The organism is Neisseria lisongii, from assembly GCF_028463985.1.
In the GTDB taxonomy this organism is placed as follows: domain Bacteria; phylum Pseudomonadota; class Gammaproteobacteria; order Burkholderiales; family Neisseriaceae; genus Neisseria; species Neisseria lisongii.
This window is the reverse complement of record NZ_CP116766.1, coordinates 85,927-111,298: the sequence shown is the minus strand read 5'-3', so window position 1 is coordinate 111,298 and position 25,372 is coordinate 85,927. Positions and strand designations below refer to the sequence as shown.

At 53.0% G+C, this 25,372-nt stretch carries 21 protein-coding genes; 13 read left to right on the top strand and 8 right to left on the bottom strand.

Translation table 11 applies throughout. From position 1 onward, the window contains the following. Positions 1-78: 78 nt before the first annotated feature. Entirely contained in the window at positions 79-897 is an 819-nt protein-coding gene (gene cysE / locus PJU73_RS00580) for a serine O-acetyltransferase (RefSeq protein ID WP_237091058.1), read from the bottom strand. A gap of 221 nt (positions 898-1,118) precedes the next feature. Between cysE and grpE the strand changes: the two genes are divergently transcribed. Beyond that, entirely contained in the window at positions 1,119-1,679 is a 561-nt protein-coding gene (gene grpE, locus PJU73_RS00575) for a nucleotide exchange factor GrpE (RefSeq protein WP_237090952.1), read from the top strand. On the opposite strand, the gene PJU73_RS00570 is transcribed toward grpE, so the two are convergent. Continuing rightward, the gene (locus PJU73_RS00570) at positions 1,616-2,014 is read right to left on the bottom strand and encodes a hypothetical protein (RefSeq protein ID WP_237090951.1); all 399 of its coding nucleotides are present in this window, start codon (positions 2,012-2,014) and stop codon (positions 1,616-1,618) included. The two genes, grpE and PJU73_RS00570, sit on opposite strands and share 64 nt — an antisense overlap. A gap of 206 nt (positions 2,015-2,220) precedes the next feature. Here PJU73_RS00570 and dnaK point away from each other — a divergent pair, with 206 nt between their 5' ends. Continuing rightward, positions 2,221-4,146: a molecular chaperone DnaK gene (gene dnaK, locus PJU73_RS00565; RefSeq protein ID WP_237090950.1), complete on the top strand. Its 1,926-nt coding sequence runs from the start codon at positions 2,221-2,223 to the stop codon at positions 4,144-4,146. Between the two features lie 401 nt (positions 4,147-4,547). Here dnaK and PJU73_RS00560 read toward each other — a convergent pair whose 3' ends face one another. From PJU73_RS00560 to PJU73_RS00550, 3 genes are all read right to left on the bottom strand, one after another. Beyond that, positions 4,548-5,561, bottom strand: coding sequence for an IS110 family RNA-guided transposase (locus PJU73_RS00560; protein ID WP_272607443.1), 1,014 nt, complete (start codon positions 5,559-5,561; stop codon positions 4,548-4,550). 423 nt (positions 5,562-5,984) lie between these two features. Further along, positions 5,985-7,757 carry an extracellular solute-binding protein gene (locus PJU73_RS00555; RefSeq protein WP_237091659.1) on the bottom strand — a complete coding sequence of 591 codons (1,773 nt, stop codon included), beginning with the start codon at positions 7,755-7,757 and terminating at the stop codon, positions 5,985-5,987. A 182-nt stretch (positions 7,758-7,939) separates the two neighbouring features. Further along, a complete protein-coding gene (locus PJU73_RS00550) occupies positions 7,940-9,172 on the bottom strand; it encodes a YihY family inner membrane protein (protein WP_237091661.1) in 1,233 nt (410 codons plus the stop codon). Between the two features lie 114 nt (positions 9,173-9,286). Between PJU73_RS00550 and wrbA the strand changes: the two genes are divergently transcribed. The 3 genes from wrbA to PJU73_RS00535 all read left to right on the top strand — a co-directional run bounded on the left by wrbA (position 9,287) and on the right by PJU73_RS00535 (position 12,636). After that, complete coding sequence (gene wrbA / locus PJU73_RS00545; protein WP_237091662.1) at positions 9,287-9,895, top strand: NAD(P)H:quinone oxidoreductase; 609 nt, start codon at positions 9,287-9,289, stop codon at positions 9,893-9,895. 569 nt (positions 9,896-10,464) lie between these two features. After that, positions 10,465-11,235, top strand: coding sequence for an exodeoxyribonuclease III (gene xth / locus PJU73_RS00540; RefSeq protein ID WP_237091663.1), 771 nt, complete (start codon positions 10,465-10,467; stop codon positions 11,233-11,235). A 321-nt stretch (positions 11,236-11,556) separates the two neighbouring features. After that, on the top strand, positions 11,557-12,636 hold the full coding sequence (locus tag PJU73_RS00535) for a calcium:cation antiporter (protein WP_237091664.1): 1,080 nt from the start codon (positions 11,557-11,559) through the stop codon (positions 12,634-12,636). Positions 12,637-12,725: 89 nt separating this feature from the next. On the opposite strand, the gene mgtE is transcribed toward PJU73_RS00535, so the two are convergent. Beyond that, positions 12,726-14,183 (bottom strand): magnesium transporter, encoded by a 1,458-nt coding sequence (gene mgtE / locus PJU73_RS00530; protein WP_237091666.1) that lies wholly within the window; start codon positions 14,181-14,183, stop codon positions 12,726-12,728. Positions 14,184-14,516: 333 nt separating this feature from the next. Next, a complete protein-coding gene (locus tag PJU73_RS00525) occupies positions 14,517-15,458 on the bottom strand; it encodes a LysR family transcriptional regulator (RefSeq protein WP_237091667.1) in 942 nt (313 codons plus the stop codon). A 280-nt stretch (positions 15,459-15,738) separates the two neighbouring features. Here PJU73_RS00525 and PJU73_RS00520 point away from each other — a divergent pair, with 280 nt between their 5' ends. The 6 genes from PJU73_RS00520 (at position 15,739) to PJU73_RS00495 (ending at position 21,006) form a co-directional block, all read left to right on the top strand. Continuing rightward, positions 15,739-16,488 carry a Nif3-like dinuclear metal center hexameric protein gene (locus tag PJU73_RS00520; protein ID WP_237091668.1) on the top strand — a complete coding sequence of 250 codons (750 nt, stop codon included), beginning with the start codon at positions 15,739-15,741 and terminating at the stop codon, positions 16,486-16,488. A gap of 124 nt (positions 16,489-16,612) precedes the next feature. Then, positions 16,613-17,194: a ubiquinol-cytochrome c reductase iron-sulfur subunit gene (petA, locus tag PJU73_RS00515; RefSeq protein WP_237091669.1), complete on the top strand. Its 582-nt coding sequence runs from the start codon at positions 16,613-16,615 to the stop codon at positions 17,192-17,194. A gap of 17 nt (positions 17,195-17,211) precedes the next feature. Then, positions 17,212-18,561: a cytochrome b gene (locus PJU73_RS00510; RefSeq protein WP_237091670.1), complete on the top strand. Its 1,350-nt coding sequence runs from the start codon at positions 17,212-17,214 to the stop codon at positions 18,559-18,561. 14 nt (positions 18,562-18,575) lie between these two features. Further along, the gene (locus PJU73_RS00505; RefSeq protein ID WP_237091671.1) at positions 18,576-19,364 is read left to right on the top strand and encodes a cytochrome c1; all 789 of its coding nucleotides are present in this window, start codon (positions 18,576-18,578) and stop codon (positions 19,362-19,364) included. 579 nt (positions 19,365-19,943) lie between these two features. Next, entirely contained in the window at positions 19,944-20,549 is a 606-nt protein-coding gene (locus PJU73_RS00500) for a glutathione S-transferase N-terminal domain-containing protein (RefSeq protein ID WP_237091672.1), read from the top strand. A 70-nt stretch (positions 20,550-20,619) separates the two neighbouring features. Beyond that, entirely contained in the window at positions 20,620-21,006 is a 387-nt protein-coding gene (locus PJU73_RS00495; protein WP_237091674.1) for a ClpXP protease specificity-enhancing factor, read from the top strand. 170 nt (positions 21,007-21,176) lie between these two features. Here the strand turns inward: PJU73_RS00495 and PJU73_RS00490 are convergent, their stop codons facing one another. Next, positions 21,177-21,860, bottom strand: a complete 684-nt coding sequence (locus tag PJU73_RS00490; protein WP_237091676.1) for a 2,3-diphosphoglycerate-dependent phosphoglycerate mutase — start codon at positions 21,858-21,860, stop codon at positions 21,177-21,179. Positions 21,861-22,057: 197 nt separating this feature from the next. Between PJU73_RS00490 and parC the strand changes: the two genes are divergently transcribed. Together parC and PJU73_RS00480 are read left to right on the top strand one after the other, a co-directional pair. Next, the gene (parC, locus tag PJU73_RS00485) at positions 22,058-24,361 is read left to right on the top strand and encodes a DNA topoisomerase IV subunit A (RefSeq protein WP_237091677.1); all 2,304 of its coding nucleotides are present in this window, start codon (positions 22,058-22,060) and stop codon (positions 24,359-24,361) included. Next, entirely contained in the window at positions 24,358-25,110 is a 753-nt protein-coding gene (locus tag PJU73_RS00480; protein WP_237091679.1) for a class I SAM-dependent methyltransferase, read from the top strand. Before parC ends, PJU73_RS00480 begins: the two co-directional genes overlap by 4 nt. Positions 25,111-25,372: the final 262 nt, after the last annotated feature.

The window sequence follows — 25,372 nt, the reverse complement described above, 5'->3', positions numbered from 1 at the left end:
GCGGGACGGGGAACAGTGTGCAGGTGGCATTAGCTTACTGGCTTGTACAGAAAATTCAGCGTTTTAACTATATCTGTTTTAAATCACAAAATCCAAATGTAAAATTTCGATATTCTGATTCATATCCGCAGACGGTACTTTCAGCGAACGACCCACGGGACGGGCGGGTACGCCGACCACGGTAATGGCGGACGGTACATCGGCCACCACCACGCTGCCGGCACCGATTTTGGCGTTTTCGCCGATTTTGATGTTGCCCAAAATCGAAGCGCCCGCACCAATCATCACACCGTCGCCGATTTTCGGATGGCGGTCGCCGCTCTCTTTGCCCGAGCCGCCCAAGGTTACGCCGTGGAGAATGGAAATATTGTTGCCCAATACGGCGGTTTCGCCGGCGACGAAACCGGTGGCGTGGTCGAGCATGATGCCGTGGCCGAAGCGTGCCGCCGGGTGAATGTCGGTGCCGAACACTTCGGACATGCGGTTTTGCAGGAAATATGCCAGCGTTTTGCGGTCGTTTTGGTAGAGCCAGTGGTTGATGCGGTGCGCCTGAATGGCGTGAAAGCCTTTGAAATACAAAAGCGGTAACGAATATTCGTCGCAGGCGGGGTCGCGTTCGTAAATGGCTTTTAAGTCCCGTTCCACGCAGCGGCTGATTTGGGGATCGCAACACAGTGCCTGCTGGTAGATTTCAAACAAGGCGCGGGCATCCATAATGGCGCTGCTCAGTTTGCTGGAAAGGTGGTATGCCAACACGGAATCCAAAGATTCGTGGCGCAAAACGGTTTGGTGCAGAAAACTCGCCAGCATCGGCTCGGCGGCGGCCGCTGCTTCGGTTTCTTCGCGAATGGTCTGCCAGAGGTCGAAATGTTCGGTGTTGAGATGATCTTTTTTCATAATTTCCCCTAAAGAAAGGCCGTCTGAAAACGGGCGGTCAATGCGTGTGTTGTCTGTTTTGCATGGTGAACCCGCTAATGGATTCACGATATATCTTACCTTGTCTGCACGCCCCCTGTACACCCAAAACACCCGCCGCCATACCAAACACGACTTGAAATTTTTTCAGACGGCCTTATATATCGGGCATTGACGTGTATCCCACATTAAGGACGAATAAAATGACCGAACAAAACCAAACCGTTGAAACGGAAGCCGCCGAAACTGCCGAAGCAGTTGAAACCGTTGAAACCGCCGTTGAAAACAGCGAAGCGGAAAAACCGTCTTACGAAGCGCTTGAAGAGCGTATCGCCGAATTGGAAGCCCAAGTCAAAGAAGAACAGCTACGGGGCTTGGCCAACGAGCAGAACCTGCGCCGCCGCCATCAGGAAGAAATCGCCAACACCCACAAATTCGCCGGTCAGAAATTCGCCGCCGAAATGCTGCCGGTAAAAGACTATCTGGAAATGGCACTGCTGGATCAAAGCGGTAATTTCGATGCACTGAAAATGGGCGTGCAGATGACTTTGAACGAGTTGCAAAAAGCATTTGATGCCACCCAAATCAAAGAAATCAACCCCGCCGTGGGCGACAAACTCGACCCGCACCACCATCAGGCAATGCAGACCGTGGTCAGCGAACAAGAGCCGAACACGATTGTCAGCGTAATGAAAAAAGGCTACACCCTTGCCGAACGGGTATTGCGTCCGGCGATGGTTACCGTGGCGAAAAAAGAAGATTGAAAGCACCGCTTGGCCTGTTTCATCAAATACACCGTTTTCAGACGGCCTAAACCCGTCAAACGCAGCACACCGGCACTGCCCAAGCCCGACAAGGCCGTCTGAAAACGAGCGAAGCGAGTTTCTGCAAAGCCAAAACCGAAGGTTTCGCCAAAACGAGCGAAGCGGGTTTCTGCGAAGCTAAAACCGAAGGTTTCGCCAAAACGAGCGAAACGGGTTTCTGCGAAGCCAAAACAAGTGGAACAAGTAGTGAAACCAGTTTTGCAACGCAAAGCAGCAAAACCGAAGCAGCCGCCAAGCCCGACCAAAACAAAAGAAACGGAAAACAGTTTACCCACAAGGCCCAATCATCATACCCATCTTGTGGATAAATAAATCAAGCACTTGAATTAAAATACAAAAAAATTTAAATCCAAGCCTTGAAAAATTCCCGAAAAACCCTATTTACTGGTCATCTGAGCGCAACGCTCGCACGGGCAAACCGCTTGCCCGCAACTGATTTGAAAATTGAATTTGATTTAAATATTTTTAGGAGTAATCAACAATGGCAAAAGTAATCGGTATCGACTTAGGTACAACCAACTCTTGTTTGGCCATCTCTGAAAACGGTCAAACCAAAGTAATCGAAAACGCCGAAGGCGCACGCACTACCCCTTCCGTGATTGCTTATTTGGACGGCGGCGAAATTCTGGTCGGCGCACCGGCCAAACGCCAAGCCGTAACCAACGCCAAAAATACGGTTTACGCCGCCAAACGTCTGATCGGCCACAAATTTGAAGACAAAGAAGTCCAACGCGACATCGAAACCATGCCGTTTGAAATCGTCAAAGCCAACAACGGCGACGCATGGGTGAAAGCGCAAGGCAAAGAATTGTCTCCGCCGCAAATCTCTGCCGAAGTATTGCGCAAAATGAAAGAAGCCGCCGAAGCCTACTTGGGCGAAAAAGTAACCGAAGCCGTGATTACCGTTCCGGCCTACTTCAACGACAGCCAGCGCCAAGCTACCAAAGACGCAGGCCGCATCGCCGGTTTGGACGTAAAACGCATCATCAACGAGCCGACCGCAGCCGCACTGGCATTCGGTATGGACAAAGTTTCCGGCGGCGACCGCAAAGTAGCGGTTTACGACTTGGGCGGCGGTACCTTCGATATTTCCATCATCGAAATCGCCGATGTGGACGGCGACAAACAGTTTGAAGTATTGGCCACCAACGGCGACACCTTCTTGGGCGGCGAAGACTTCGACCAACGCATCATCGACTTCATCATCGCCGAGTTCAAAAAAGAACAAGGCATTGATTTGAAAGGCGACCCGATGGCGATGCAGCGTGTCAAAGAAGCTGCCGAAAAAGCCAAAATCGAGCTTTCAAGCGGCCAACAGACCGAAATCAACCTGCCGTACATCACCATGGATGCCACCGGCCCGAAACACTTGGTGCTGAAAATCACCCGTGCCAAATTTGAAAGTCTAGTAGAAGACCTGATCGCCCGCTCTATCGAACCTTGCCGCATCGCATTGAAAGACGCAGGTTTGAGCACCGGCGACATCGACGACGTGATTCTGGTCGGCGGTCAAACCCGTATGCCAAAAGTACAGGAAGCCGTTAAAGACTTCTTCGGCAAAGAACCCCGCAAAGACGTAAACCCAGATGAAGCTGTGGCCGTGGGCGCTGCGATTCAGGGCGAAGTATTGGGCGGCGGCCGCAACGACGTATTGCTGCTGGACGTTACCCCACTGTCGCTGGGTATCGAAACCATGGGCGGCGTGATGACCAAGCTGATTCAGAAAAACACCACCATTCCGACCAAAGCATCGCAAGTGTTCTCGACTGCCGAAGACAACCAAAGCGCAGTAACCATCCATGTGCTGCAAGGCGAGCGCGAACGTGCTTCCGCCAACAAATCTTTGGGCCAATTCAACTTGGGCGACATCGCACCCGCACCGCGCGGTATGCCGCAAATCGAAGTAACCTTCGACATCGATGCCAACGGTATCCTGCACGTTTCGGCCAAAGACAAAGGCACCGGCAAAGCTGCCAATATCACCATCCAAGGTTCTTCAGGCTTGAGCGAAGAAGAAATCGAACGCATGGTGAAAGATGCCGAAGCCAACGCCGAAGAAGATAAAAAACTGACCGAATTGGTCGCTTCCCGCAACCAAGCCGAAGCCCTGATTCACTCCGTGAAAAAATCGCTGGCCGACTACGGCGACAAACTCGACGCTGCCGAGAAAGAAAAAATCGAAGCCGCACTGAAAGAAGCCGAAGAAGCCGTAAAAGGCGACGACAAAGCCGACATCGATGCCAAAGCCGAAGCACTGGGCGCAGCCAGCCAAAAACTGGGCGAAATGGTGTACGCACAGGCTCAAGCCGAAGCCCAAGCCGGCGAACAGGCACAAGATTCGTCAGCGAAAAAAGACGACGACATCGTTGATGCCGATTTTGAAGAAGTGAAAGACGACAAGAAATAATCAGGCCGTCTGAAAACCGAAAAGCACAAACCGTATGGTTTGTGCTTTTTTATTTTTCTGCAGGGAAATTATGGTTCAGGTAATAAGTAAATCAACCGAATTTTGTACCGCTCAACGAGCTAATAACAATCAGAATAGGGTTATAGTCAATTAACCTAAAAAATATAACACCGCAGCGAGCCACCCTTCCCCTAACCCCTTCCCGCCAGCGGGACGGGGGACAGTGTGCAGGTGGCATTAGCTTACTGGCTTGTACAGAAAATTCAGCGTTTTAACTATATCTGTACTGTCTGCGGCTCGCCGCCTTGTACTACTTTTAAAGTGAATCCACTATAGTAAATATACTGAATAATTCATACGGTTTTTAAACAGGACGTAGATACTATAAGCCCCCCAATAAATCAAGCCTTATCCAGACACATTTTCGCATAGCGTTCTTCGTTAAAGGGTTGTTGGTATTTCAATATGGATTGGGCAATGGTTACGAGTTTACGCATCAGAGCCACAATCACGGCTTTTTTCGCCAGTTTATTACGCTCTAGTAAGCGTTGGACAAACGGGCTGTAAATACTGTCCTTATATTTGCCAAAGCAAAACGACACGGCCGGCATATAGAGTATCTTCCTCAAATCACTCTGTCCGATACGGGAGATACCGACCCGCTTATCTACACTCGTTCCCGATTGTCTGACCATCGGGGTCAGTCCGGCGTAGGTCGCAGCAGCACGTCCGTTTTTAAACCGAGTGCCGTCGCCCAATATAGCGAGCAGCCAACAGGCTGTGGTTTTGCCGATGGCGGGAATACTGCTCAGCAGACGATGGTTGTATTTCAACTGCTCATCCTGTTTCACCAACTGATGAATATGTGTTTCAACAGTTTTGACTTCGCATTCAAGAAAAGCAATCAGACGTTCGGACGAAACCATTGCATACTCGTCCAACAGCATCTGCAGCCGGACTTTTTCTTTGGTCAGCGCTGTTTTTAAATGTTCGAGATGGCGAAGTTGGCGCAATAAGGCTTTTTCGTTATTGCCTTTCGGTTGCCACAGATCAAATTCATGAACGTAGCTTTCGGCTAAGCGGGCAAGTAATTTGGCATCCGCTTTGTCGGTTTTGGAACGTAAGTTCAAACCTTTGGCAAAGTTGGCGGCACATTTGGGATTAATCACCACTACTGAATGTCCGGCCGTATATAAGTATTCGCACAACCTTTCGTGATAGACGTTTGTCGCTTCCATCACGATATAGAGCGGCTTATCTGAAAAGCTGTTCAGCCATTCGCTCAAAGCAGCAAATCCTTGAGGATGGTTCTCAAACCGGTGGTGTTGATACACTTTTGCGGATTTTTTGACCGCAACATCGAACTTTAACTTGGCAATATCGATGCCGATAAAATAAAATGGGGTGTCCATCATGCTCCTAACCTTGTGAATGCAGACTATGCACAGCATGTCTATGATACTATTCGGGGTGTTTGGACATTGAAAACAGGCTTTTATCTACGTCGCGGGCTTTGAAGCCCAAGGTTGGCGTACAACTCTGTTTTCAATCCCGCCCCTGATAGCTGCTTCTGTCGGGGGCTTTTTATTTTATCTTGTGGTTGGTGTTTCTTATACAAGGTTGGGTCGCAACCCAACACGATTGGAAATACCTTGAAACATAAGATTTTGTTGGGTTACGCCCGTGCCTCGCTAACCACAAACTACGCCTGCTTTTGTATGGAAAATTCGGTGTTTTAACTATATAGTGGAAAACAAGCCGAACTGTCCTGCTTTTCATCACAAGGCCGTCTGAAAACTCGTTACACTCGTTTTCAGACGGCCTCACTCCATCGCCCGCTACTGTTTCTGCCATGCGCTGCTTAATACCCAGTCGGTCGGGCTGTAGTATTTCGGCAAGGTTGTGGGGATGCCCAAAGTGTTGCGGTAAATCACCCGATGGCGGTCGGCAAACCAATTCGGTACGATAATGTATTGGTGGCGCAATACCCGGTCGAGCGCACGGGCGGCGGCGGTAAGTTGGCGGCGGTTGTCGAAATGTTCGAAGTTTTTCAGGATTTTTTCAACAGCAGGGTGGCACACGCCTGCCCAGTTGTGGCTGCCTTGGGTTTGGGCGGCTTGGCAACTGAAGAAGTTGAACTGTTCGTTGCCGGGGCTTTCGCTGTTGGCGTAAACGGTAATCGTCATGTCGAAATCAAACTGCCCCAGCCGTTTTTGGAATACGGCGGAATCGGCGGTGCGGATGGCCATCTCTACGCCGATTTTTGCCAAATCCCGCTGCCATTTGGCATTGACCCGCTCGTAGGTTTTGCCCGGCGAGAGAAATTCAAAACGCAGCGGTTTGCCCTGTTTATCGACCAGTTTGCCGTTGTGGTAGCGGTAGCCTGCCTGTTCCAGCAAGGCTCGGGCTTTAAGCAGGTTGGGGCGTACGCCCTCGGCGGCGGTAGTCGGCGGTTCGGGAACGTTGCGGGTGAGAACTTCCGGCGGAAGCTGTTTGCCGACTTGTTCCAGCAAGGCTTTTTCGTCGCCCTCGGCTTTGCCGGTTGCCGCCATATTGCTGTTGGTGAAAAAGCTGTTGCTGCGGCGGTAGCTGCCGTAAAACAGGCGGCTGTTGAGGCTTTCAAAATCGAAGCTGGCGATCATGGCTTGGCGCACCAGAATATTGTCAAACGGCGGCCGCCGCAGGTTCATTACATAGCCCTGCATACCGGCGGTATTGCTGTGCCGCCATTCGTGTTTGGATAACTGCCGTTTCTGCAAAATGCTTTCGGGATAGGCTCTGGCCCAGTTGCGGGCGATGTTTTCCTGTACAAAATCATATTGTCCGCCTTTAATGCCTTCGATGCGGACGCTGTCGTCTTTGTAGTATTTGAAACGGACGGTATCGAAGTTGTAGCGGCCTTTGCGTGTGGGTAGGTTTTGCGCCCAATAATGCGGATCGCGGCGGTATTCGCTCAGGCGGCCGCTTTCGGCTTTGGCAAAACGGTAGGGGCCGGAACCGATGGGCAAACGGTTGGCGGCGGCGGCCAAGCCCTTGGGATAGCTTTTGTGGGAAAACACCGGTAGCGAGCCGAGCGTCATGTGCAGTTCGGCGTTGCGTTGTTTGAAGCGGAACACGACGGTGCGGCTGTCGGGCGTTTCGACTTTCGCCACATCGTTCCAATAAAAGCGGTACACCGGCGAAGCGGCTTTGTCCTGAGTCAGGGTGTGGAAAGAGGCCGCCACGTCTTTTGCCAGCACAGGGTCGCCGTTGTGGAAACGGGCTTTGGGATTCAGGCGGAAGGTAACCGAAAGGCCGTCTGCAGCGAGCGTTGCGTCCTGCGCCAGCAGGCCGTACACGGCAAACGGTTCGTCCAGACTTTTTTCCATCAGCGTATCCATCGTCAGCGAAATGCCGCTTTCGTGGTCGCCTTTGAGGGTAAACGGGTTGAGCGTATCGAAACCGCCCGCCACCGGCAACGACAGGCTGCCGCCTTTGGGGGCGTTCGGATTGACATAGTCAAACGCCTGAAATCCGGCCGGATATTTCGGCGGCTGCCCCAAGCTCAAGGCATACGCTGCCCATGCGGGCGAAACCGCCAAGGCCAGCAACGCCGTCCACAGTTTGTTCATGCTGTTCCTTTTCTGCTGTAATTTCTTATGCCGTCTGAAAATCCGATTTATAGTGAAATAACCTCAAAGCACTACAGCGTTGGCTTCGCCTTGCCGTACTATTTGTACTGTCTTCGGCTTGCCGCCTTGTATTGCTTTGGGTTATTTCATTATAGCTTCGCAAAAACTCGTTACCCTCATTTTCAGACGGTCTTGTTCTGCCTGTCGGTATGCACCCTGAATTCCGCCAGCGTCATATTCATAGCGTCCAAACACGGCTGCATGATGTGGTGTACCGACTGATTGACCCTGTCCTGCGCCTGCACTGCGGCGGGGTGGTATACAAACAGTTGGAACAGGCTGTTTAATTCGACCGCATCGGCACCGGTTTTCAATACCCAACCCTGCTGTCCGGAATAAACATAGCCGTGGCGTGCCAGTTTTTCCAAAAGCTGACCCAATTCATCGTAGCCCATATTGATGTGGCGGCGGAATTCCTGCACCGGCATCGCCCGCCCTTCCTGCTGCGCCGAATCGAGCAGCAGCAAAATCTTCAATACATCGTCAAACCGCCCGCGGGCATCGATATTGCGGCGGAAGGCTTCGCCCTGCCAGTAGGAAAGCGACGAGGTCAGCACCGCCCCCGCCAACACCAGCGACCACAGCAGGTTGAGCCACACCAAGAAAAACGGTATCGCCGCAAACGCCCCGTAAATCGACTGATAGCCGTCAAAATTGCGCATATACCACGCAAACAGCGAGCGGGCGATTTCCAGACACAGCGCCGTTACAAACGCCCCGATGGCGGCGTGGCGAAGCGGCACAAAACGGTTCGGCACGAAACAATACAGGCTGCCCAGCAAGATGGTGCTGAACGCCAGCGATGCTGCCGTTTTCAAGAGTTCCACCGCCTGTATCGGCAAACCGCCCACGCTCACGGCGTGTACCGAGCCGAACAGAAACGACAGCCCCACGCCCAGCGACAGCGGCCCGAACGTCAGCAGCGTCCAATACACCAAAAACTGATAAACCAGCGGCCGCTGCGTATTGACCCGCCAAATGCGGTTGAACACGCTGTCGATGGTCTGTACCAGCATCAGCGACGTAACCATCAGCATCACGCTGCCGATGGCGGTGAGCTTGGTGGCTTTTTCCTTAAACTGATTGATGTAGTCAAACACCACGTCCGCACCCTGCGGCACAATCGTGCGGTTGACAAATTCGACAAACGAGCCGCTCCATTCGTCAAACACCGGAAACGCCGAAGCCGCCACCACCGTAACCGTCAATACCGGCACCAGCGCCAGCAGCGTGGTAAACGTCAGGCTGGAAGCTACCTGCGGCACCCGCTCGTCACGGAAACGTTTCGCCACAAAGCCCAGAAACGCCACCGTTTTTTTATCCTTCAGCCCTTGCCAATGCTTGAAAAACCGCATACCCTTTTCCTCTTTATTTTTACTTTTGGTGCAAGTATGTGATTGCACTTTGTCGAAATACTGTTTTTCAGACGGCATGCCGTCTGAAAAACCATATTGTAACGGAAACCCGCCATGAACCCAAACCCATTAAAAATCCTTGTTTTATACTATTCGCAACACGGCGCTACCCGCAATCTCGCCCTGCAAATCGCCAGAGGCATCGAAAGCGTGGGCGGCTGCGAAGCAGTATTGCGCACCGTTCCCAAAGTTTCCACCGTCTGCGAAGCGGTCGAAGACAGCGTTCCCGACAACGGCGCACCTTATGCCGCCGCCGAAGATTTGCGCCATTGCGCCGGACTGGCACTGGGTAGTCCGACCCGTTTCGGCAACATGGCGGCGGCGGTGAAATATTTTATCGACGGCACGATTCCACAATGGATTGGGGCGGAACTTTCAGGCAAACCCGCCACCGTGTTCACCAGCACCGCAAGCCTGCACGGCGGACAGGAAAGCACGCTGTTGAGCATGATGCTGCCGCTGCTGCACCACGGCATGATTATCAGCGGCATACCGTTCAGCGAAACCGCCCTCAGCCACACCCGAAGCGGCGGCACGCCTTACGGCGCAAGCCATGTGGCGGGTTCGGACCACTCGGCGGAACTGACGGAAGACGAAAGCAGACTGGCATTTGCCCAAGGGCGGCGGCTGGCGGAATTGGCGGTGAAACTGGCGGCGGAATAATCAGAATTATTTTTTATATTAAGTGGATTAACTACAAAGCAATGCAGCTTGGGAATAGATAGCGTTGTGTCGTCAGCGAACCCGTGCATGCTTTGGCATGCACGCTACGCCGAGTTTGGTGTAGCGTGTGTGCCAAAGCACGCACGGGTTTTCTAAATTTCACATCATACCGGGGCATACTTAGCCCATGTCTTGTTCTCTTTTTAAGTAAATTCACTATGGCAAATTTGAACCGGCGAATAAGGTAATACACCGTTTATTTTGCAGAAACCGGCTTTCCGATACAGAAAACACCATTTTCCTGCCGTCTGAAAAATACGCCCGAAGCCCGTCTGTCGGGCGGTTTTGCTGTATAATTTCAGGCTTTCCGCCGATTGATGCCGTCTGAAAACGAGCAAAGCGAGTTTCTGCGAAGCTAAAACCGCAGGTTTCGCTAAAACGAGCAAAGCGGGTTTCTGCGAAGCTAAAACCGCAGGTTTTGCTAAAACGAGCAAAGCGGGTTTCTGCGAAGCTAAAACCGCCAAACCCGTTTTTCAGACGGCCTGTCGCACCGCATTTCAGGAAACGCTATGAAAATCACCACTTGGAACGTCAATTCGCTTAATGTCCGCCTGCCGCATGTGCAGAATTTCCTTGCCGACGGCCGCACCGATATTCTGGTATTGCAGGAATTGAAACTCGATCAGGACAAGTTTCCCGCCGCCGCCCTCAATATGATGGGCTGGCAAACGGTGTGGAGCGGTCAGAAAACCTACAACGGCGTTGCCGTCATCAGCCGCAGCCAAGCGCAGGATGTCCATACCGGCCTGCCGCTGATGCCCGACGACCCGCAACGGCGGGTGATTGCCGCTACGATTGACGGCGTGCGGATCATCAATGTGTACTGCGTCAACGGCGAAGCGCTCGACAGCCCGAAATTCGCCTACAAACGGGAATGGTTCGCCGCCCTCACGGCTTTTGTACGGGACGAAATGAGCCGCCACGACAAGCTAGTGCTGCTGGGCGATTTCAATATCGCTCCTGCCGATGCCGACTGTTACGACCCAGAAAAATGGCATGAAAAAATCCACTGCTCGTCCGAAGAACGCTCGTGGTTCCAAGCCCTGCTCGATTTGGGTCTGACCGACAGCCTGCGCCAAATCCACCCCGAAGGGGCGTTTTATACTTGGTTCGACTATCGGGGCGCAATGTTCCAGCGTAAACAGGGGTTGCGTATCGACCATCTGCTGATTACGCCGGCACTCGCCGCCGTTTTGGAAAATGTGGAAGTCGAACTCGATATGCGTGCCTTAGAGCGTCCGAGCGACCATGCGCCGGTAACGGCAACGTTTGCCGACTGATGTTGCAAACCATTAAAGCCGTCTGAAAACGGCATCGTAGCGGTTTTCAGACGGCCTGTTATAGTGGATTCACTTTAAAAGTAGTACAAGGCGGCGAGCCGAAGACAGTACAGGTAGTACGGGACAGGTTTTGTCCGGATTGTTGTTTAATCCGGTTACAAAAACCGTTCTCTTTGAGCCGGGCGAGCCAACGCTGTAATACTTTTAAAGTGAATTCACGATAGAAAAATAATCATTATTCAAGCGGCACCTCAACCTTTTATCCGTGTCCGCCATCCACCTCAACCCGATTTTCCCACTTCACAGGAGGCCCACACCTTTATGTCCAGCAAAACCCATTCTGCACTGCCCCTTTGGTCCGTTGTCCTGCCCGTCGCCGCTTGGGCGGTTTATTTTACCGGCATGAAAACCGAATTGATTTGGCAACTTGCCGCCGGTATGCTGTTGATCGGTAGTGTTTTGTCTGCCGTCCACCATGCCGAAGTGGTCGCCCACAAAGTCGGCGAGCCGTTCGGCACGATTATTCTCGCTCTTGCCGTTACCGTTATCGAAGTCGCCCTGATTATCTCGCTGATGGTCGCCGGCGGCGATAGCGCCGCCTTTTTGGCACGAGACACTGTTTTCGCCGCCATCATGCTGATTCTCAACGGCATTCTCGGCGGCTGCCTGCTGATTGGCGGCTTGAAACACCATGAACAGTCGTTCAGCAAAAAATCCATCAGCACCGCCCTCGTTACCCTGATGTCGATTTTGGTGCTGACCCTGATCCTGCCCAACTTCACCGTCAGCTCCAACGGCCCGACCTATAACGACTACCAACTGATTTTTGTCGCCATCGCCTCGCTGATTCTCTACGGCACATTCATTATGGTGCAGACCGGCCGCCACCGCGACTATTTCCTTGCCGAGAGCGACAACCCTCAACACCACGCTGCGCCGCCTTCGACACGGATTGCGCTGGCCAGCCTGTTGCTGCTGATTATCTGTTTGGGCATTGTCGTGCTGCTGGCCAAAGCCCTGTCGCCCGCCATCGAACAGATGGTTGCCGCCGCAGGTGCGCCGCAATCACTGGTCGGCGTGATTATCGCCGCCGTGGTTCTGATGCCCGAAGGCCTCGCCGCCCTCACTGCCGCCGGACGCAACCGCCTGCAAACCAGCGTCAACCTTGCCCTCGGCTCGGCACTCGCCAGCATCGGCCTGACCATTCCTGCCGTTGTTCTCGTCTGCCTGCTCTACGACATCAACCTCGTATTGGGGCTGGACTGGACATCCATGATTCTGCTCGCCTTATCTGCCTTTGTGGTGATGGTATCGCTCAACCACGGCCGCTCAAACATGCTCTACGGCGTGGTCTTGCTGGTGAATCTGGCGGCGTATATTTTCACCGTTATCGTTCCCTGACGGATTCAAACGATACAGCAAGGCCGTCTGAAAACTGCATCATGCGGTTTTCAGACGGCCTTTGGTTTGGTATATCAACCAAATCGGTTCTACAGCAAAAACATGGTCGCCAAGCCCAAGAAAATCAGGAAGCCTCCGGAGTCGGTAACGGCGGTAATCAAAACCGAGCTGCCCAGCGCCGGATCGCGGCCGGATTTTTCCATCAACACCGGAATCAATACGCCGACTGTCGCTGCCAGCAGCAGGTTGAGCGTCATGGCGGCCACCATCACCAGACCGATGCCGATGCTGTCGTAAAGCAGCCACGACACCAAGCCCATCACGCTGCCCCAAATCACGCCGTTTACCAGTGCCACGCCGACTTCTTTGCGCAACAGGCGGCGTGCCTGCGTGCCGGAAATCTGGCTCACTGCCATCGCCCGCACAATCATGGTGATGGTTTGGTTGCCTGAGTTGCCGCCGATACCCGCCACAATCGGCATCAAGGCGGCAAGGGCGACGATTTTTTCGATACTGCCTTCAAATGCACCGATGACCCGACTGGCGAGAAAGGCGGTGCAGAGATTGACTGCCAGCCACATCCAGCGGTTTTTCACCGAATCCCACACCGGTGCAAACAGGTCTTCTTCGTCCTGCAAACCGGCCATGTTCAACATATCGGCTTCGGATTCTTCACGGATTACGTCCACGATTTCGTCAATGGTAATCCGGCCGATGAGTTTTTTGTGTTCGTCGATAACGGGGGCGGTTACCAAGTCGTAACGTTCAAACGCCTGCGCTGCTTCTTCGACATCGTCTTCCGGACGGAAGCGCACCACATCGGTGGACATCACGTTTTCAACCAATTCATCAGGGTCGGCCACCAATAATTTGCGGATCGGCAACACGCCTTGCAGAATATCGTCTTCATCGACCACGAAGATTTTATCGGTATGGTCGGGCAAGCTGTCGAATCGGCGCAGGTAGCGCAGCACCACTTCGCAGGCGACATCGGCACGGATGCTCACCAGTTCGAAGTCCATAATTGCGCCGACCTGACTGTCTTTATACGACATCGCCGCCTGCACCTGCGCCCGCTCTTCTTCATCACGGGTCTGCAAGGCTTCAAAAACGACTTGGTGCGGCAAATCGTCGGCGAGTTCGGCCAATTCGTCGGCATCCAAATCGTCCACCGCCGCCAGCAGCTCGTCTTCGTTCATCGACTCAATCAGCGTTTCCCGCACCGAGTCGGACACTTCCAGCAAGACTTCGCCGTCGTCTTCCGGCGCAACCAGCAGCCAGACGATATGGCGTTCCCGCTGCGGCAAGGATTCCAACACCGCCGCTACGTCGGCCGGGTGCAGCGCTGCCAGCAGTGCCGATAATTCGGTAAACGGGCTGCGCAGGTTTTCGTCTTCAATCGGCTGTCCGGCTTCGATTTGGGCAAACGCCGGTTCTAAAACGGCACAAAGATTGTGAATACGCTCGAAATCGGCGGAAATGCGTTCTACATCGCGGCCGTTTTCGGTTTCTTGTTCGGGGGAAAGTGGTTGGTTTTCTAAGCTCATAAGCGCTCCGCCTGTCGCAGACGGCGGAACGTCGGGACAGGATGTCAGTCAGTTTTTAAAATACGGGGCATTATTGCCGAACTGGGATAATCCATAGCAGCCTGCCTTGTCAGGCATTGTTGAATGTGAATTGCAGCGGGTTCAGTAATAAACTGGCGGGCTGCATAATATAAAAATCTGCTGCTATTTTAGCACATCTTAACGTTTGCCCGCCAATGAATATGCCGTCTGAAAACAGAGGAACTGAATTTCTGCAAAGCAAAACCGTTTGCACCGTGATTTGTGTAGCAAAACAACCTCGACCCGATTTTCAGACGGCCTCAAAGCAAAACCTTATTTTCCGCCCTCTTTCCATTCCAATACCGTCAAACCCGGCAAGTCGGCAAAGCTGCGGTCGCGGACAATCTGACAGAAATTGTCCAGATAACTTTTGCCGCTGTCTTCGCTGCGGGTGGCGGCATACAGTTCGCTGTGCAGCCCCGTTTCGGTAATCTGGCGGGAAATCACATAGCCTTTTTCCAGATACGGCATCACCGTCCAATACGGCAACGCCGCCACACCCCGTCGGCTGGCCACCAGTTGGATAATCGCAATCGTCAGCTCGCTGTGGCGGCGGGGCGGATTGATGCCTTGGGGCAACAGCACTTTTTTCAGCAAATCGAGCATATCGTCGGGAACGGGATAGGTAATCAAGGTTTCATCGACAAAATCCCCGGCTTCCCACACGGCCTTTGCCGCCAACGGATGGTCTTTGGCACAAATGCCGACCATTTCGTAGGCAAACAGCGGCCGGTAGCGGATACCGGCTTGAGGTTCGGCTTCGGACACAATCGCCACATCGGCTTTGTGCTGCAGCAGAAGCCCGACCGGATCGACATGGAAACCGGAAACGATGTCCAATTCGACCTGCGGCCACAGCGGACGAAATTCGCCCATCGCCGGCATCAGCCAGTCGAAACAGGTATGGCATTCCACCGCCAGCCGCAATTCGCCCGCTTCGCCCTCGATAATCTGCGCCAAGTCCCGCTCGGCGGTTGCCACCAGCGGCAACAGTTCCCGCCCGAGCTGCAACAGCCGCTCGCCCGCCGGTGTGAAACGTATCGGCGACGATTTGCGTTCAAAGAGCGGGGTTTCATAATAGTTTTCCAACGCACGGATTTGGTGCGACAGCGCCGACTGGGTGAGAAACATACGCTTTGCCGCCAGCGACACGCTGCCGGTTTCTTCCAATGCCAGCAGCGTTTTCAAGTGCCGCAGCTCGATAATTGAATCCATAAATTCCTGTTGATGTTAATAAAGCCGTTATTTTTTACGCTCGGCCGATGCCGTCTGAAAAACGGATTTTCAGACGGCATCGGCTGCTTATCCGTTGTACCGGATTATAGTGAATTAAATTTAATTCACTATAAAATAATTCATGTTTCCATGCAAACCATTCATACAGAAACACCGACAAACCTGACCGCCATCAAACCGCCGCCGATTTTTCCGCCATCTGTGCCGGTTTTTCGCTACAATCCCGCCCGAACAAAACACATTTTGAAGGAGTACGCCTATGGTTTCCCGACAGGAAATCCTCGCATGGTGCGACAACGCCCTGCAAACCGCACAATTCAAAGACTACGCCCCCAACGGCCTGCAGGTCGAAGGCAAGGAAAAGATTGCCACCATCGCCACATCCGTTACCGCCAGCCTTGCCGCCATTGAGTTTGCCGCCGAACAGCAGGCGGATATATTGCTGGTGCATCACGGCCTGTTTTGGAAAAGCGAACCTGTAACCATCACCGGCTGGAAAAAAGCCCGTATTGAAGCATTGTTGCGCCACCAAATCAATCTGGTCGGCTACCACCTGCCGCTGGATGCCCACCCCGAATGGGGCAATAATGCGCAACTGGCGGCGGTATTGGGTTTACAGACCGACAACCGCTGCGGCGAACAGAATCTGTTCAACACAGGCCGTCTGAAAACCCCGCAGACGCTGGCGCAATTTTCAGACGGCATCGAAGCCGCCCTTGAGCGCCGTCCGACCGTCGTCGGCAACCCCGACCGGCTTATCACCACCGCCGCATGGTGTACCGGCGGTGCGCAAGGTTTCTTTCAGCAGGCGGTTGATGCCGGTGTCGATGCCTACATCACTGGCGAAATTTCCGAAGCGCAATACCACCTTGCCAACGAAAGCGGCACGGCCTTTATCAGCGCCGGCCACCACGCCACCGAACGCTACGGCGTACGGGCGCTCGGCGAAGCCCTCAAACAGGCATTTGCGGTCGAAGTCATTCATTTTGACGAAGCCAATCCGGCATGAGTGATTGAGAAATACCACAAAAACTTTACCTTATTTTAAATAATGCTTTCAGTATTACAACAAACTAGGTAGAATTACACTGTTTAATGGATCGGTATTCCCAAACATTAGGACGACTGAATATATGGATAATCAAGAAATCAATAACGGCCGCCGCCGTTTCCTGACACTCGCAACCTGCGGTGCGGGCGGTGTGGCCGCCTTGGGCGTGGTAACGCCTTTTGTGGCAAGTTTTTTCCCATCGGAAAAAGCCAAAGCCGCCGGTGCTGCCATTGAAGTAGATGTCAGCAAAATCGAAGCAGGCCAATTGCTTACCGCCGAATGGCAAGGCAAACCGATTTGGGTGCTCAACCGTACGGATCAGCAGCTCAAAGACATGAAATCGCTCGACAGCCAACTGGCCGACCCTGCTTCAGATGCAGACCAGCAGCCTGAATACGCTAAAAACGCAACCCGTTCGATCAAACCGAACATTCTGGTTGCCATCGGTATCTGTACCCACTTGGGCTGCTCGCCGACTTTCCGTCCCGACATCGCCCCTGCCGACTTGGGTGCCGATTGGAAAGGCGGCTTCTTCTGCCCTTGCCACGGCTCGAAATTCGACCTCGCCGGCCGCGTATATAAAGGTGTTCCTGCACCGACCAATCTCGTCGTGCCGCCTTATAAATATCTGAGCGACACCACCATCTTGGTTGGCGAAGACTAAAAATAAGGAACTGAACTATGGCAAACCAAACCAATAGCAAATCAAAAGCATTGCTGGACTGGGTGGACGCACGCTTCCCCCTGACCAAAATGTGGAACGACCATGTCGGTCAATACTACGCACCGAAAAACTTCAACTTCTGGTATTTCTTCGGCTCGCTGGCACTTTTGGTGCTGGTGATTCAAATCGTCAGCGGTATTTTCCTGACCATGAACTACAAGCCGGACGGTAACCTGAACAGCTACCACCTGCCTGCCGCCTTTACCGCAGTCGAATACATCATGCGCGACGTATCCGGCGGCTGGATTATCCGCTACATGCACTCTACCGGTGCATCATTCTTCTTTATCGTGGTTTATCTGCATATGTTCCGCGGCTTGGTGTACGGTTCGTACAAAAAACCCCGTGAATTAGTGTGGATTTTCGGCTCGCTGATTTTCTTAGCGCTGATGGCTGAAGCCTTTATGGGCTACCTGCTGCCTTGGGGTCAAATGTCTTACTGGGGCGCACAGGTGATTATCAACCTGTTCTCCGCCATTCCGGTAATCGGTCCTGACCTTTCTACTTGGATTCGAGGCGACTTCAACGTGTCCGACGTTACCCTCAACCGCTTCTTTGCCCTGCACGTCATTGCCGTGCCGCTGGTATTGATCGGCTTGGTAGTTGCCCACTTGATCGCCCTGCACGAAGTCGGTTCCAACAACCCTGACGGCGTGGAAATCAAAAAACTGAAAGACGAAAACGGCGTACCTTTGGACGGCATTCCGTTCCACCCTTACTACACTGTCAAAGACGTATTGGGCGTTGTGGTATTCCTGATCGTATTCTGTGCCGTATTGTTCTTCGCACCGGAAGGCGGCGGCTACTTCCTCGAAGCGCCTAACTTCGATGCAGCCAACCCGCTGAAAACCCCGCCGCACATTGCGCCGGTATGGTATTTCACCCCGTTCTACGCCATTTTGCGTGCCATTCCGTCTTTCCTCGGTACACAGGTTTGGGGCGTAATCGGCATGGGTGCAGCCGTGGTTCTGATTGCCCTGCTGCCTTGGCTGGATAAAGGCGAAGTTAAATCTATCCGCTACCGCGGTCCGATTTTCAAAACCGCCGTTGTCCTGTTCATCATTTCCTTCATCGGCTTGGGTATCTTGGGCGCAATGGTTGCTACCGACACCCGCACGCTGGTTGCACGAATCCTGTCTGTTATCTACTTTGCGTTCTTCTTGGGCATGCCTTTCTACACCAAGCTGGACATCAACAAAGAAGTACCGCAACGTGTAACCATGAGCACCGGCAAACAAAAAATCATGTTCTTTGTTTATGTTGCGATTACCGCAGTAGGTGCTTACCTGTTTGCAACCAATATCTGATGAGGGCAGCTAAAATGAAACAAACGCTTAAAAACTGGTTTGCTGCCTTGCTGTTGGCAGTACCGATGAGTGCAGCAGTTGCTTCCGGCGGCCATGCTGCGTATGAAAAAGTCGATATCGACCTGCGCGACCAAGTCAGCCTGCAACGAGGCGCACAGATTTTCACCAACTACTGTCTGTCTTGCCACTCTGCAAGCGGCATGCGCTTCAACCGTCTGAAAGACATCGGTTTGTCTGATGAAGAAATCAAGAAAAACCTGATGTTCACCACCGACAACGTCGGCGATGTCATGATGGGTGCAATGAACCCGAAAGATGCGCAAAAATGGTTCGGTGCCGCACCGCCTGATTTGACGCTGATTGCCCGTTCCCGCGGCGCAGACTACCTGTATGCCTACATGCGCGGCTTCTATAAAGACCCTACCCGTCCGAGCGGCTGGAACAACACCGTATTCGACAAAGTAGGTATGCCGCACCCACTGTGGGAACAACAAGGTGTGAAAGCCGTCGAGCTGGATGCCAAAGGCCAACCGGTTTGGGTTGAAAACGAACACGGTGTCAAAGAGCCTAAACTCTACTGGGAATCCACCGGCCTGCACAGCCGCCGCCTGCCAAACGGCAAAGTAATTGAAAAAGAATACGACGCTTACGCTCGCGACTTGGTCAATTTCTTGGTGTACATGGGTGAGCCTGCACAACTGCAACGCCACCGCACCGGCTATATCGTGATGATTTTCCTGTTGGCAATCATGCTGCCGTTGGCATACTTCCTGAAAAAAGAATACTGGAAAGATGTCCACTAATCCGGCAAACATCAAAAAGGCAAACCATAAGGTTTGCCTTTTTTTGTCCACTCAGCACCAAATATATAGTTAAAACACCGAATTTTCTGTACAAACAGGCAAGCTAAGTTGGTCCACCTGCACTTTGTTCCCCGTCCCGCTGGCGAGAAGGGGCTAGGGGAAGGGTGGCTCGTTGTAGTGTCATATTTTTTCGGTTGATTTACTATAGTGGAATAGCCCAAAAGCAATATAAGGCTGCAAGCCGAAGACAGTATGATTAATACGGGACAGGTTTTATCCGGATGGTCGTTTCATCCGGTTATAAAACCGTCCTCTTTGAGCCGGGCGAAGCCAACGCTGTAGTGCTTTGAGCTTATTTCACTATACCATTATTCCCATTAAAAACAATATACTAAAACGAAATCATGGATTAAACATTCATAATTGTCTATAATACCAAAATCAACTCAGCGAATAAACGTTTTCGATACAAGGCAATATCGCCCGAGACCTTTCGCCGTTACCCCTTTCCACAAAATTCAGTAAACCCAACACAAACAGGCCGTCTGAAAAGACGGTTTTGCCTCGGAGCTTCCGATTATGATGACTTTATACTCAGGCATCACCTGCCCGTTCAGCCAACGCTGCCGCTTCGTTTTATACGAAAAAGGCATGGACTTTGAAATCAAAGATGTCGATATCTTCAACAAACCCGAAGATTTGGCCGTGATGAACCCCTACAACCAAGTACCCGTTTTGGTCGAGCGGGATTTGATTCTGCACGAATCCAACATCATCAACGAATACATCGACGAACGCTTCCCCCACCCGCAACTGATGCCGGGCGATCCCGTAATGCGCGGCCGCGGCCGTCTGGTCTTACACCGCATGGAAAAAGAACTCTTCAGCCTGGTGCAAACACTGGAAAATCCCGAAGCCAGCGCCAAAGAAAAAACCAAAGCCCGTGAAGCTATCGGCAACGGCCTGACCATGCTTGCCCCCGCATTTGCCAAAAACAAATACATCTTAGGCGACGACTTCTCCATGATCGACGTTGCCCTCTCCCCACTGCTGTGGCGTTTGGACCATTACGAAATCAAACTGGGCAAAACCGCCGCCCCACTTCTCAAATACGCCGAACGCATTTTCCAGCGCGAGGCCTTTATCGAAGCCCTGACTCCGGCCGAAAAAGCCATGCGCAAATAAACCCGCAGCCACCATGCGGCAGCTTCCCCAGAGCTGCCGCCGTTTATTTCCCTAGCCAGCAAGGAAAAATATGAGCAGCTCAACCAAACCCTATCTGATCCGAGCCTTATACGAATGGTGTTTGGACAACAACCAAACCCCGCATATCGTCGTTTGGGTCAACCAACATACCAAAGTACCCATGCAGTATGTACGGGATAACGAAATCGTCCTCAACATCGGCCCAAACGCCTGCCGCCAGCTGAATATCGACAACGAATGGATCAACTTTTCCGCCCGCTTCGGCGGCGTGGCACAAGACATCTGGATTCCCATCGGCCACGTTGTCAGCATCTTCGGCAGAGAAAGCGGCGAAGGCATGGGTTTTGAAGTTGTTCCCTTGGAACAAAACGCCCCCCCTCCCCCCGAAGACACACCTAAAACCGACAAAAAAACCAAACTGCGTTTGGTCAAATAATCCGACTTCCAATACAAATACCATGCAACAAAGGCCGTCTGAAAATCAATTTTCAGACGGCTTTTTCCTTATCTCGACCACTCAAGCTCGAAACAAAACGGGCGGCAAAATCTAATTTTGCCGCCTGTTTTCCGGTATTCGGTTTAAGCCGAATATTTTAGCTTGAGGTTTTACAGATAAAACTTCTCAATCACGTTCAGATTGTCGTCCAGTTTATACACCAGCGGCTGACCGGTCGGGATTTCCAAGCCCATGATGTCTTCATCGGAAATGCCTTCGATGTGTTTTGCCAAGGCACGCAGGGAATTGCCGTGGGCGGCGACCAGAACCCGTTTGCCGCTCAAAATGGCGGGGGCGATTTGGTCTTCCCAGAATGGTAAAACCCGTTCCAATGTTACTTTCAGATTTTCACCGTCAGGCACGACATCGCTCGGTAAGTGGGCGTAGCGGCGGTCGTTGTGGGCGGAAAATTCGTCGTCTTTGTCCAACAATGGCGGCAGGGTGTCGTAGCTGCGGCGCCAGATGTGGACTTGTTCGTCGCCGTATTTTTCGGCGGTCTGTTTTTTGTCCAAACCTTGAAGCTGGCCGTAGTGGCGCTCGTTCAAACGCCAGGTTTTGATTTGCGGCACAAACAGTTGGTCGCTTTCTTCCAATACGATGTTGCAGGTTTTGATGGCACGGGTCAGCACTGATGTAAAGGCGATATCGAATTCGTAGCCTTTTTCTTTCAGTTTGCGGCCGGCTTCGGCGGCTTCGGCCAAGCCTTTTTCACTCAATTTGACATCACGCCAGCCGGTAAACAGGTTTTTTGCGTTCCATTCGCTTTGTCCGTGGCGGATAAATACCAATTCCATAGCTTCTCCCAAAAGTATTTGTGAAAAGTTTATTTATAACATATTTTGCGGCTTTCGGCATGGGGAAAGCCGATTGCGGTTTTAACTGCGCAGAAACTCGGCTTACTTGTTTTCAGACGGCCTAAGCGCTCCGACGGTTTAGCAGAAAAACCGGTTTTGCTTTACAATATGCCCATTCTTATTTCTATGTGCCAACCATGAACGATCAAACTGTTGCCGCGCCGATTGACGGCGAACGTCTGCTGCTCGGCCGCTATGCCGAGCGTGCTTATTTGGAATACGCCATGAGCGTGGTCAAAGGCCGGGCCTTGCCTGAAGTTTCAGACGGCCAAAAACCGGTGCAGCGGCGGATTTTATATGCCATGCGGGATATGGGCTTGGTTTCGGGTGCGAAACCGGTGAAATCCGCCCGTGTGGTCGGCGAAATTCTAGGTAAATACCATCCGCATGGCGACAGCTCGGCGTATGAAGCGATGGTGCGCATGGCGCAGGATTTTACCCTGCGTTATCCCCTAATCGACGGCATCGGCAACTTCGGTTCGCGCGACGGCGACGGTGCGGCGGCGATGCGTTATACCGAGGCAAGACTCACGCCGATTGCCGAATTGCTGCTGTCGGAAATCCATCAGGGAACGGTGGATTTTGTGCCGAACTACGACGGCGCATTTGAAGAACCGACCCAGCTTCCGGCCAGATTGCCGATGGTGCTGCTCAACGGCGCTTCGGGCATTGCCGTGGGCATGGCGACCGAAATCCCGCCGCATAATCTAACCGAAGTAACTCAGGCGGCGATTGCGCTGCTGAAAAAACCGTCTCTGCAAACCGCTGATTTAATGCAGTATATTCCCGCTCCCGATTTTGCCGGCGGCGGTCAGATTATCACGCCCGCCCACGATTTGCAGCAGATTTACGAAAGCGGCAAAGGCAGCGTGCGGGTACGCGCCCGCTATGAAATCGAAAAACTGGCGCGCGGCCAATGGCGGGTGATTGTTACCCAGTTGCCGCCCAACACCAGCAGCCAGAAAATCCTTGCCGAAATCGAAGAGCAGACCAACCCTAAGCCGAAAGCAGGCAAAAAACAGCTTTCGCAAGACCAGCTCAACACCAAAAAACTGATGCTCGACCTGATTGAAAAAGTGCGGGACGAAAGCGACGGGCAACACCCGATCCGCTTGGTGTTCGAACCGAAATCCAGCCGCCTCGACCCTCATGCCTTTATGAACACGCTGATGGCGCAAACCTCGCTGGAAGGCAATGTTTCCGTCAATCTGGTGATGATGGGCTTGGATCAGCGTCCGGCGCAGAAAAACCTGAAAACCATTTTGCAGGAATGGCTGGATTTCCGTGTTGCCACCGTTACCCGCCGCCTTGCCTTCCGCCTCACCCAAGTGGAAAAACGCCTGCACATTCTCGCCGGCCGCCTTATCGTATTCCTGCATATCGACGAAGTCATCAAAGTGATTCGGGAATCGGACGAACCCAAGCCCGAACTGATGGCGGCATTCGGCCTGAGCGAAATCCAAGCCGACGACATTTTGGAAATCCGCCTGCGCCAACTTGCCCGTTTGGAAGGCTTCAAGCTGGAAAAAGAACAAAACGAATTATTGGCGGAACAAGGCCGTCTGAATTTGCTGCTTGCCGATGAACACGAAAAGAAAAAGCTCATCATCAAAGAAATGCAGGCGGACATGAAACAGTTTGGCGACGAGCGGCGCACACTGGTGCAGGAAGCCGACCGTGCCGCACTCACACACACCACCGCCGACGAGCCGGTTACGCTGATTCTGTCGCAAAAAGGCTGGATACGCAGCCGTGCCGGACACAATCTCGACCTGAGCCAAACCTCGTTTAAAGAAGGCGACAGCCTCAAACAAGTCATCGAAGGACGCACCGTATGGCCGGTGGTGATACTCGACACCCAAGGCAGAACCTACACCCTCGATACCGCCGAAATCCCCGGCGGACGGGGCGACGGCGTACCCGTGTCCTCGCTCATCGAGCTGCAAAACGGCGCACAGGCCGCCGCCATGATGACCGGCCTTCCCGAACAACATTACCTGCTGGCGGGCAGCGGCGGCTACGGCTTTATCGCCAAACTCGGCGACATGAGCGGCAGAATCAAAGCCGGTAAAGCCGTGATGAGCTTGGACGCAGGCGAAACCGTCTTGCCGCCGGTCAGCGTATTCGCCTCCTCGCTGATTAACCCCGACTGCAAAGTCGTTGCCGTTTCAGACGGCCTCAAAGCCCTCGCCTTCACCCTCAACGAATTGAAAGTTATGGCAAAAGGCAGAGGTTTACAGTTGATGAGTCTCGACGCAGGCGACCAACTGGCGTTTACCGCCGTTGTCTCCACGCCCGAAATCCACGCCGAAAGCGAAGGCAAACGGGGTGCCGCCCATCAGCACCGCATTTCCCTTGCCGACATCGGCGGCAAACGGGGCAAAAAAGGCAAAGCCCTCCCGTTTACAGGCCGTCTGAAAACGCTGGGTAACCCGTTATGACCCCGTTCTACCTTGCCCCCGATGCACCCGCAAACGCCACAGCTCAAGCCGCCGCATTCGGTTTGCCGAGCATATCCGCCCCGCCGCCGCAAGGCGAATATCTGACGGCGGATTCAGACGGCATCAGCTTGTGCCGTGCCGGAGAAAAAGGCAGGGTGCGGGTGGACTTTGCCGGTGGTACAGCCCAATACCGGCGCACCAAAGGCGGCGGCGAACTGATTGCCAAAGCCGTTGCCCACACCGCCCGCCCCACCGTGTGGGACGCAACCGGCGGCTTGGGGCGGGACAGCTTCGTCTTGGCCTCGCTGGGTCTGAACGTTACCACATTCGAGCAAAACCCCGCCGTTGCCTGTCTGCTTTCAGACGGCCTCAACCGTGCCGCAGCCGCCGACAGCGACACCGCCACAGCAGCCGCACGCATCACGCTGCACTTCGGCAACGCCTGCACGCTGATGAAAGCACTCGCCGCCGAATGCCGCCCCGATGTGGTGTATCTCGACCCGATGTATCCCGAACGCAAAAAATCCGCCGCCGTCAAAAAAGAAATGGCGTATTTCCACGGCCTGATTGCCGAAGCCCAAGACGAAACCGGCCTGCTCGCCGCCGCCAAAGCCGTTGCCAAAAAACGGGTGGTGGTCAAACGCCCCCGCCTCGGCACACACCTCGCCGGCCAAACGCCCGCCTACTGCTACGAAGGCAAAAGCACCCGCTTCGATGTGTATTTACCCGACTTTCCCGAACATGATTAAACGGGGAATTGTCGGGGAGCAAAAGTATGCCGTTCAGCAATATATAGTGAATTAACCAAAAAAATATTACAACCAAAGTGAACCACCCTTCCCGCCAGCGGGACGGGGAACGGTGTGTAGCGTGCTTGCCTAAGCAGGCACGTGTTCTTTAAATTCCACATGAAAGCCGTCTGAAAACGAGCAAAGCGAGTTTCTGCGAAGCTAAAATCAGATTTTCAGACGGCTTCGACATAAAACTCACAGAACAGGTGCGTGCTTTGGC

What these genes read in the sequence shown, in the direction of transcription:
- cysE (WP_237091058.1), bottom strand. Translation starts at nt 897, where the DNA reads ATGAAAAAAGATCATCTCAACACCGAACATTTCGACCTCTGGCAGACC.
- grpE (WP_237090952.1), top strand. Translation starts at nt 1,119, where the DNA reads ATGACCGAACAAAACCAAACCGTTGAAACGGAAGCCGCCGAAACTGCC.
- dnaK (WP_237090950.1), top strand. Translation starts at nt 2,221, where the DNA reads ATGGCAAAAGTAATCGGTATCGACTTAGGTACAACCAACTCTTGTTTG.
- PJU73_RS00560 (WP_272607443.1), bottom strand. Translation starts at nt 5,561, where the DNA reads ATGATGGACACCCCATTTTATTTTATCGGCATCGATATTGCCAAGTTA.
- PJU73_RS00555 (WP_237091659.1), bottom strand. Translation starts at nt 7,757, where the DNA reads ATGAACAAACTGTGGACGGCGTTGCTGGCCTTGGCGGTTTCGCCCGCA.
- PJU73_RS00550 (WP_237091661.1), bottom strand. Translation starts at nt 9,172, where the DNA reads ATGCGGTTTTTCAAGCATTGGCAAGGGCTGAAGGATAAAAAAACGGTG.
- wrbA (WP_237091662.1), top strand. Translation starts at nt 9,287, where the DNA reads ATGAACCCAAACCCATTAAAAATCCTTGTTTTATACTATTCGCAACAC.
- xth (WP_237091663.1), top strand. Translation starts at nt 10,465, where the DNA reads ATGAAAATCACCACTTGGAACGTCAATTCGCTTAATGTCCGCCTGCCG.
- PJU73_RS00535 (WP_237091664.1), top strand. Translation starts at nt 11,557, where the DNA reads ATGTCCAGCAAAACCCATTCTGCACTGCCCCTTTGGTCCGTTGTCCTG.
- mgtE (WP_237091666.1), bottom strand. Translation starts at nt 14,183, where the DNA reads ATGAGCTTAGAAAACCAACCACTTTCCCCCGAACAAGAAACCGAAAAC.
- PJU73_RS00525 (WP_237091667.1), bottom strand. Translation starts at nt 15,458, where the DNA reads ATGGATTCAATTATCGAGCTGCGGCACTTGAAAACGCTGCTGGCATTG.
- PJU73_RS00520 (WP_237091668.1), top strand. Translation starts at nt 15,739, where the DNA reads ATGGTTTCCCGACAGGAAATCCTCGCATGGTGCGACAACGCCCTGCAA.
- petA (WP_237091669.1), top strand. Translation starts at nt 16,613, where the DNA reads ATGGATAATCAAGAAATCAATAACGGCCGCCGCCGTTTCCTGACACTC.
- PJU73_RS00510 (WP_237091670.1), top strand. Translation starts at nt 17,212, where the DNA reads ATGGCAAACCAAACCAATAGCAAATCAAAAGCATTGCTGGACTGGGTG.
- PJU73_RS00505 (WP_237091671.1), top strand. Translation starts at nt 18,576, where the DNA reads ATGAAACAAACGCTTAAAAACTGGTTTGCTGCCTTGCTGTTGGCAGTA.
- PJU73_RS00500 (WP_237091672.1), top strand. Translation starts at nt 19,944, where the DNA reads ATGATGACTTTATACTCAGGCATCACCTGCCCGTTCAGCCAACGCTGC.
- PJU73_RS00495 (WP_237091674.1), top strand. Translation starts at nt 20,620, where the DNA reads ATGAGCAGCTCAACCAAACCCTATCTGATCCGAGCCTTATACGAATGG.
- PJU73_RS00490 (WP_237091676.1), bottom strand. Translation starts at nt 21,860, where the DNA reads ATGGAATTGGTATTTATCCGCCACGGACAAAGCGAATGGAACGCAAAA.
- parC (WP_237091677.1), top strand. Translation starts at nt 22,058, where the DNA reads ATGAACGATCAAACTGTTGCCGCGCCGATTGACGGCGAACGTCTGCTG.
- PJU73_RS00480 (WP_237091679.1), top strand. Translation starts at nt 24,358, where the DNA reads ATGACCCCGTTCTACCTTGCCCCCGATGCACCCGCAAACGCCACAGCT.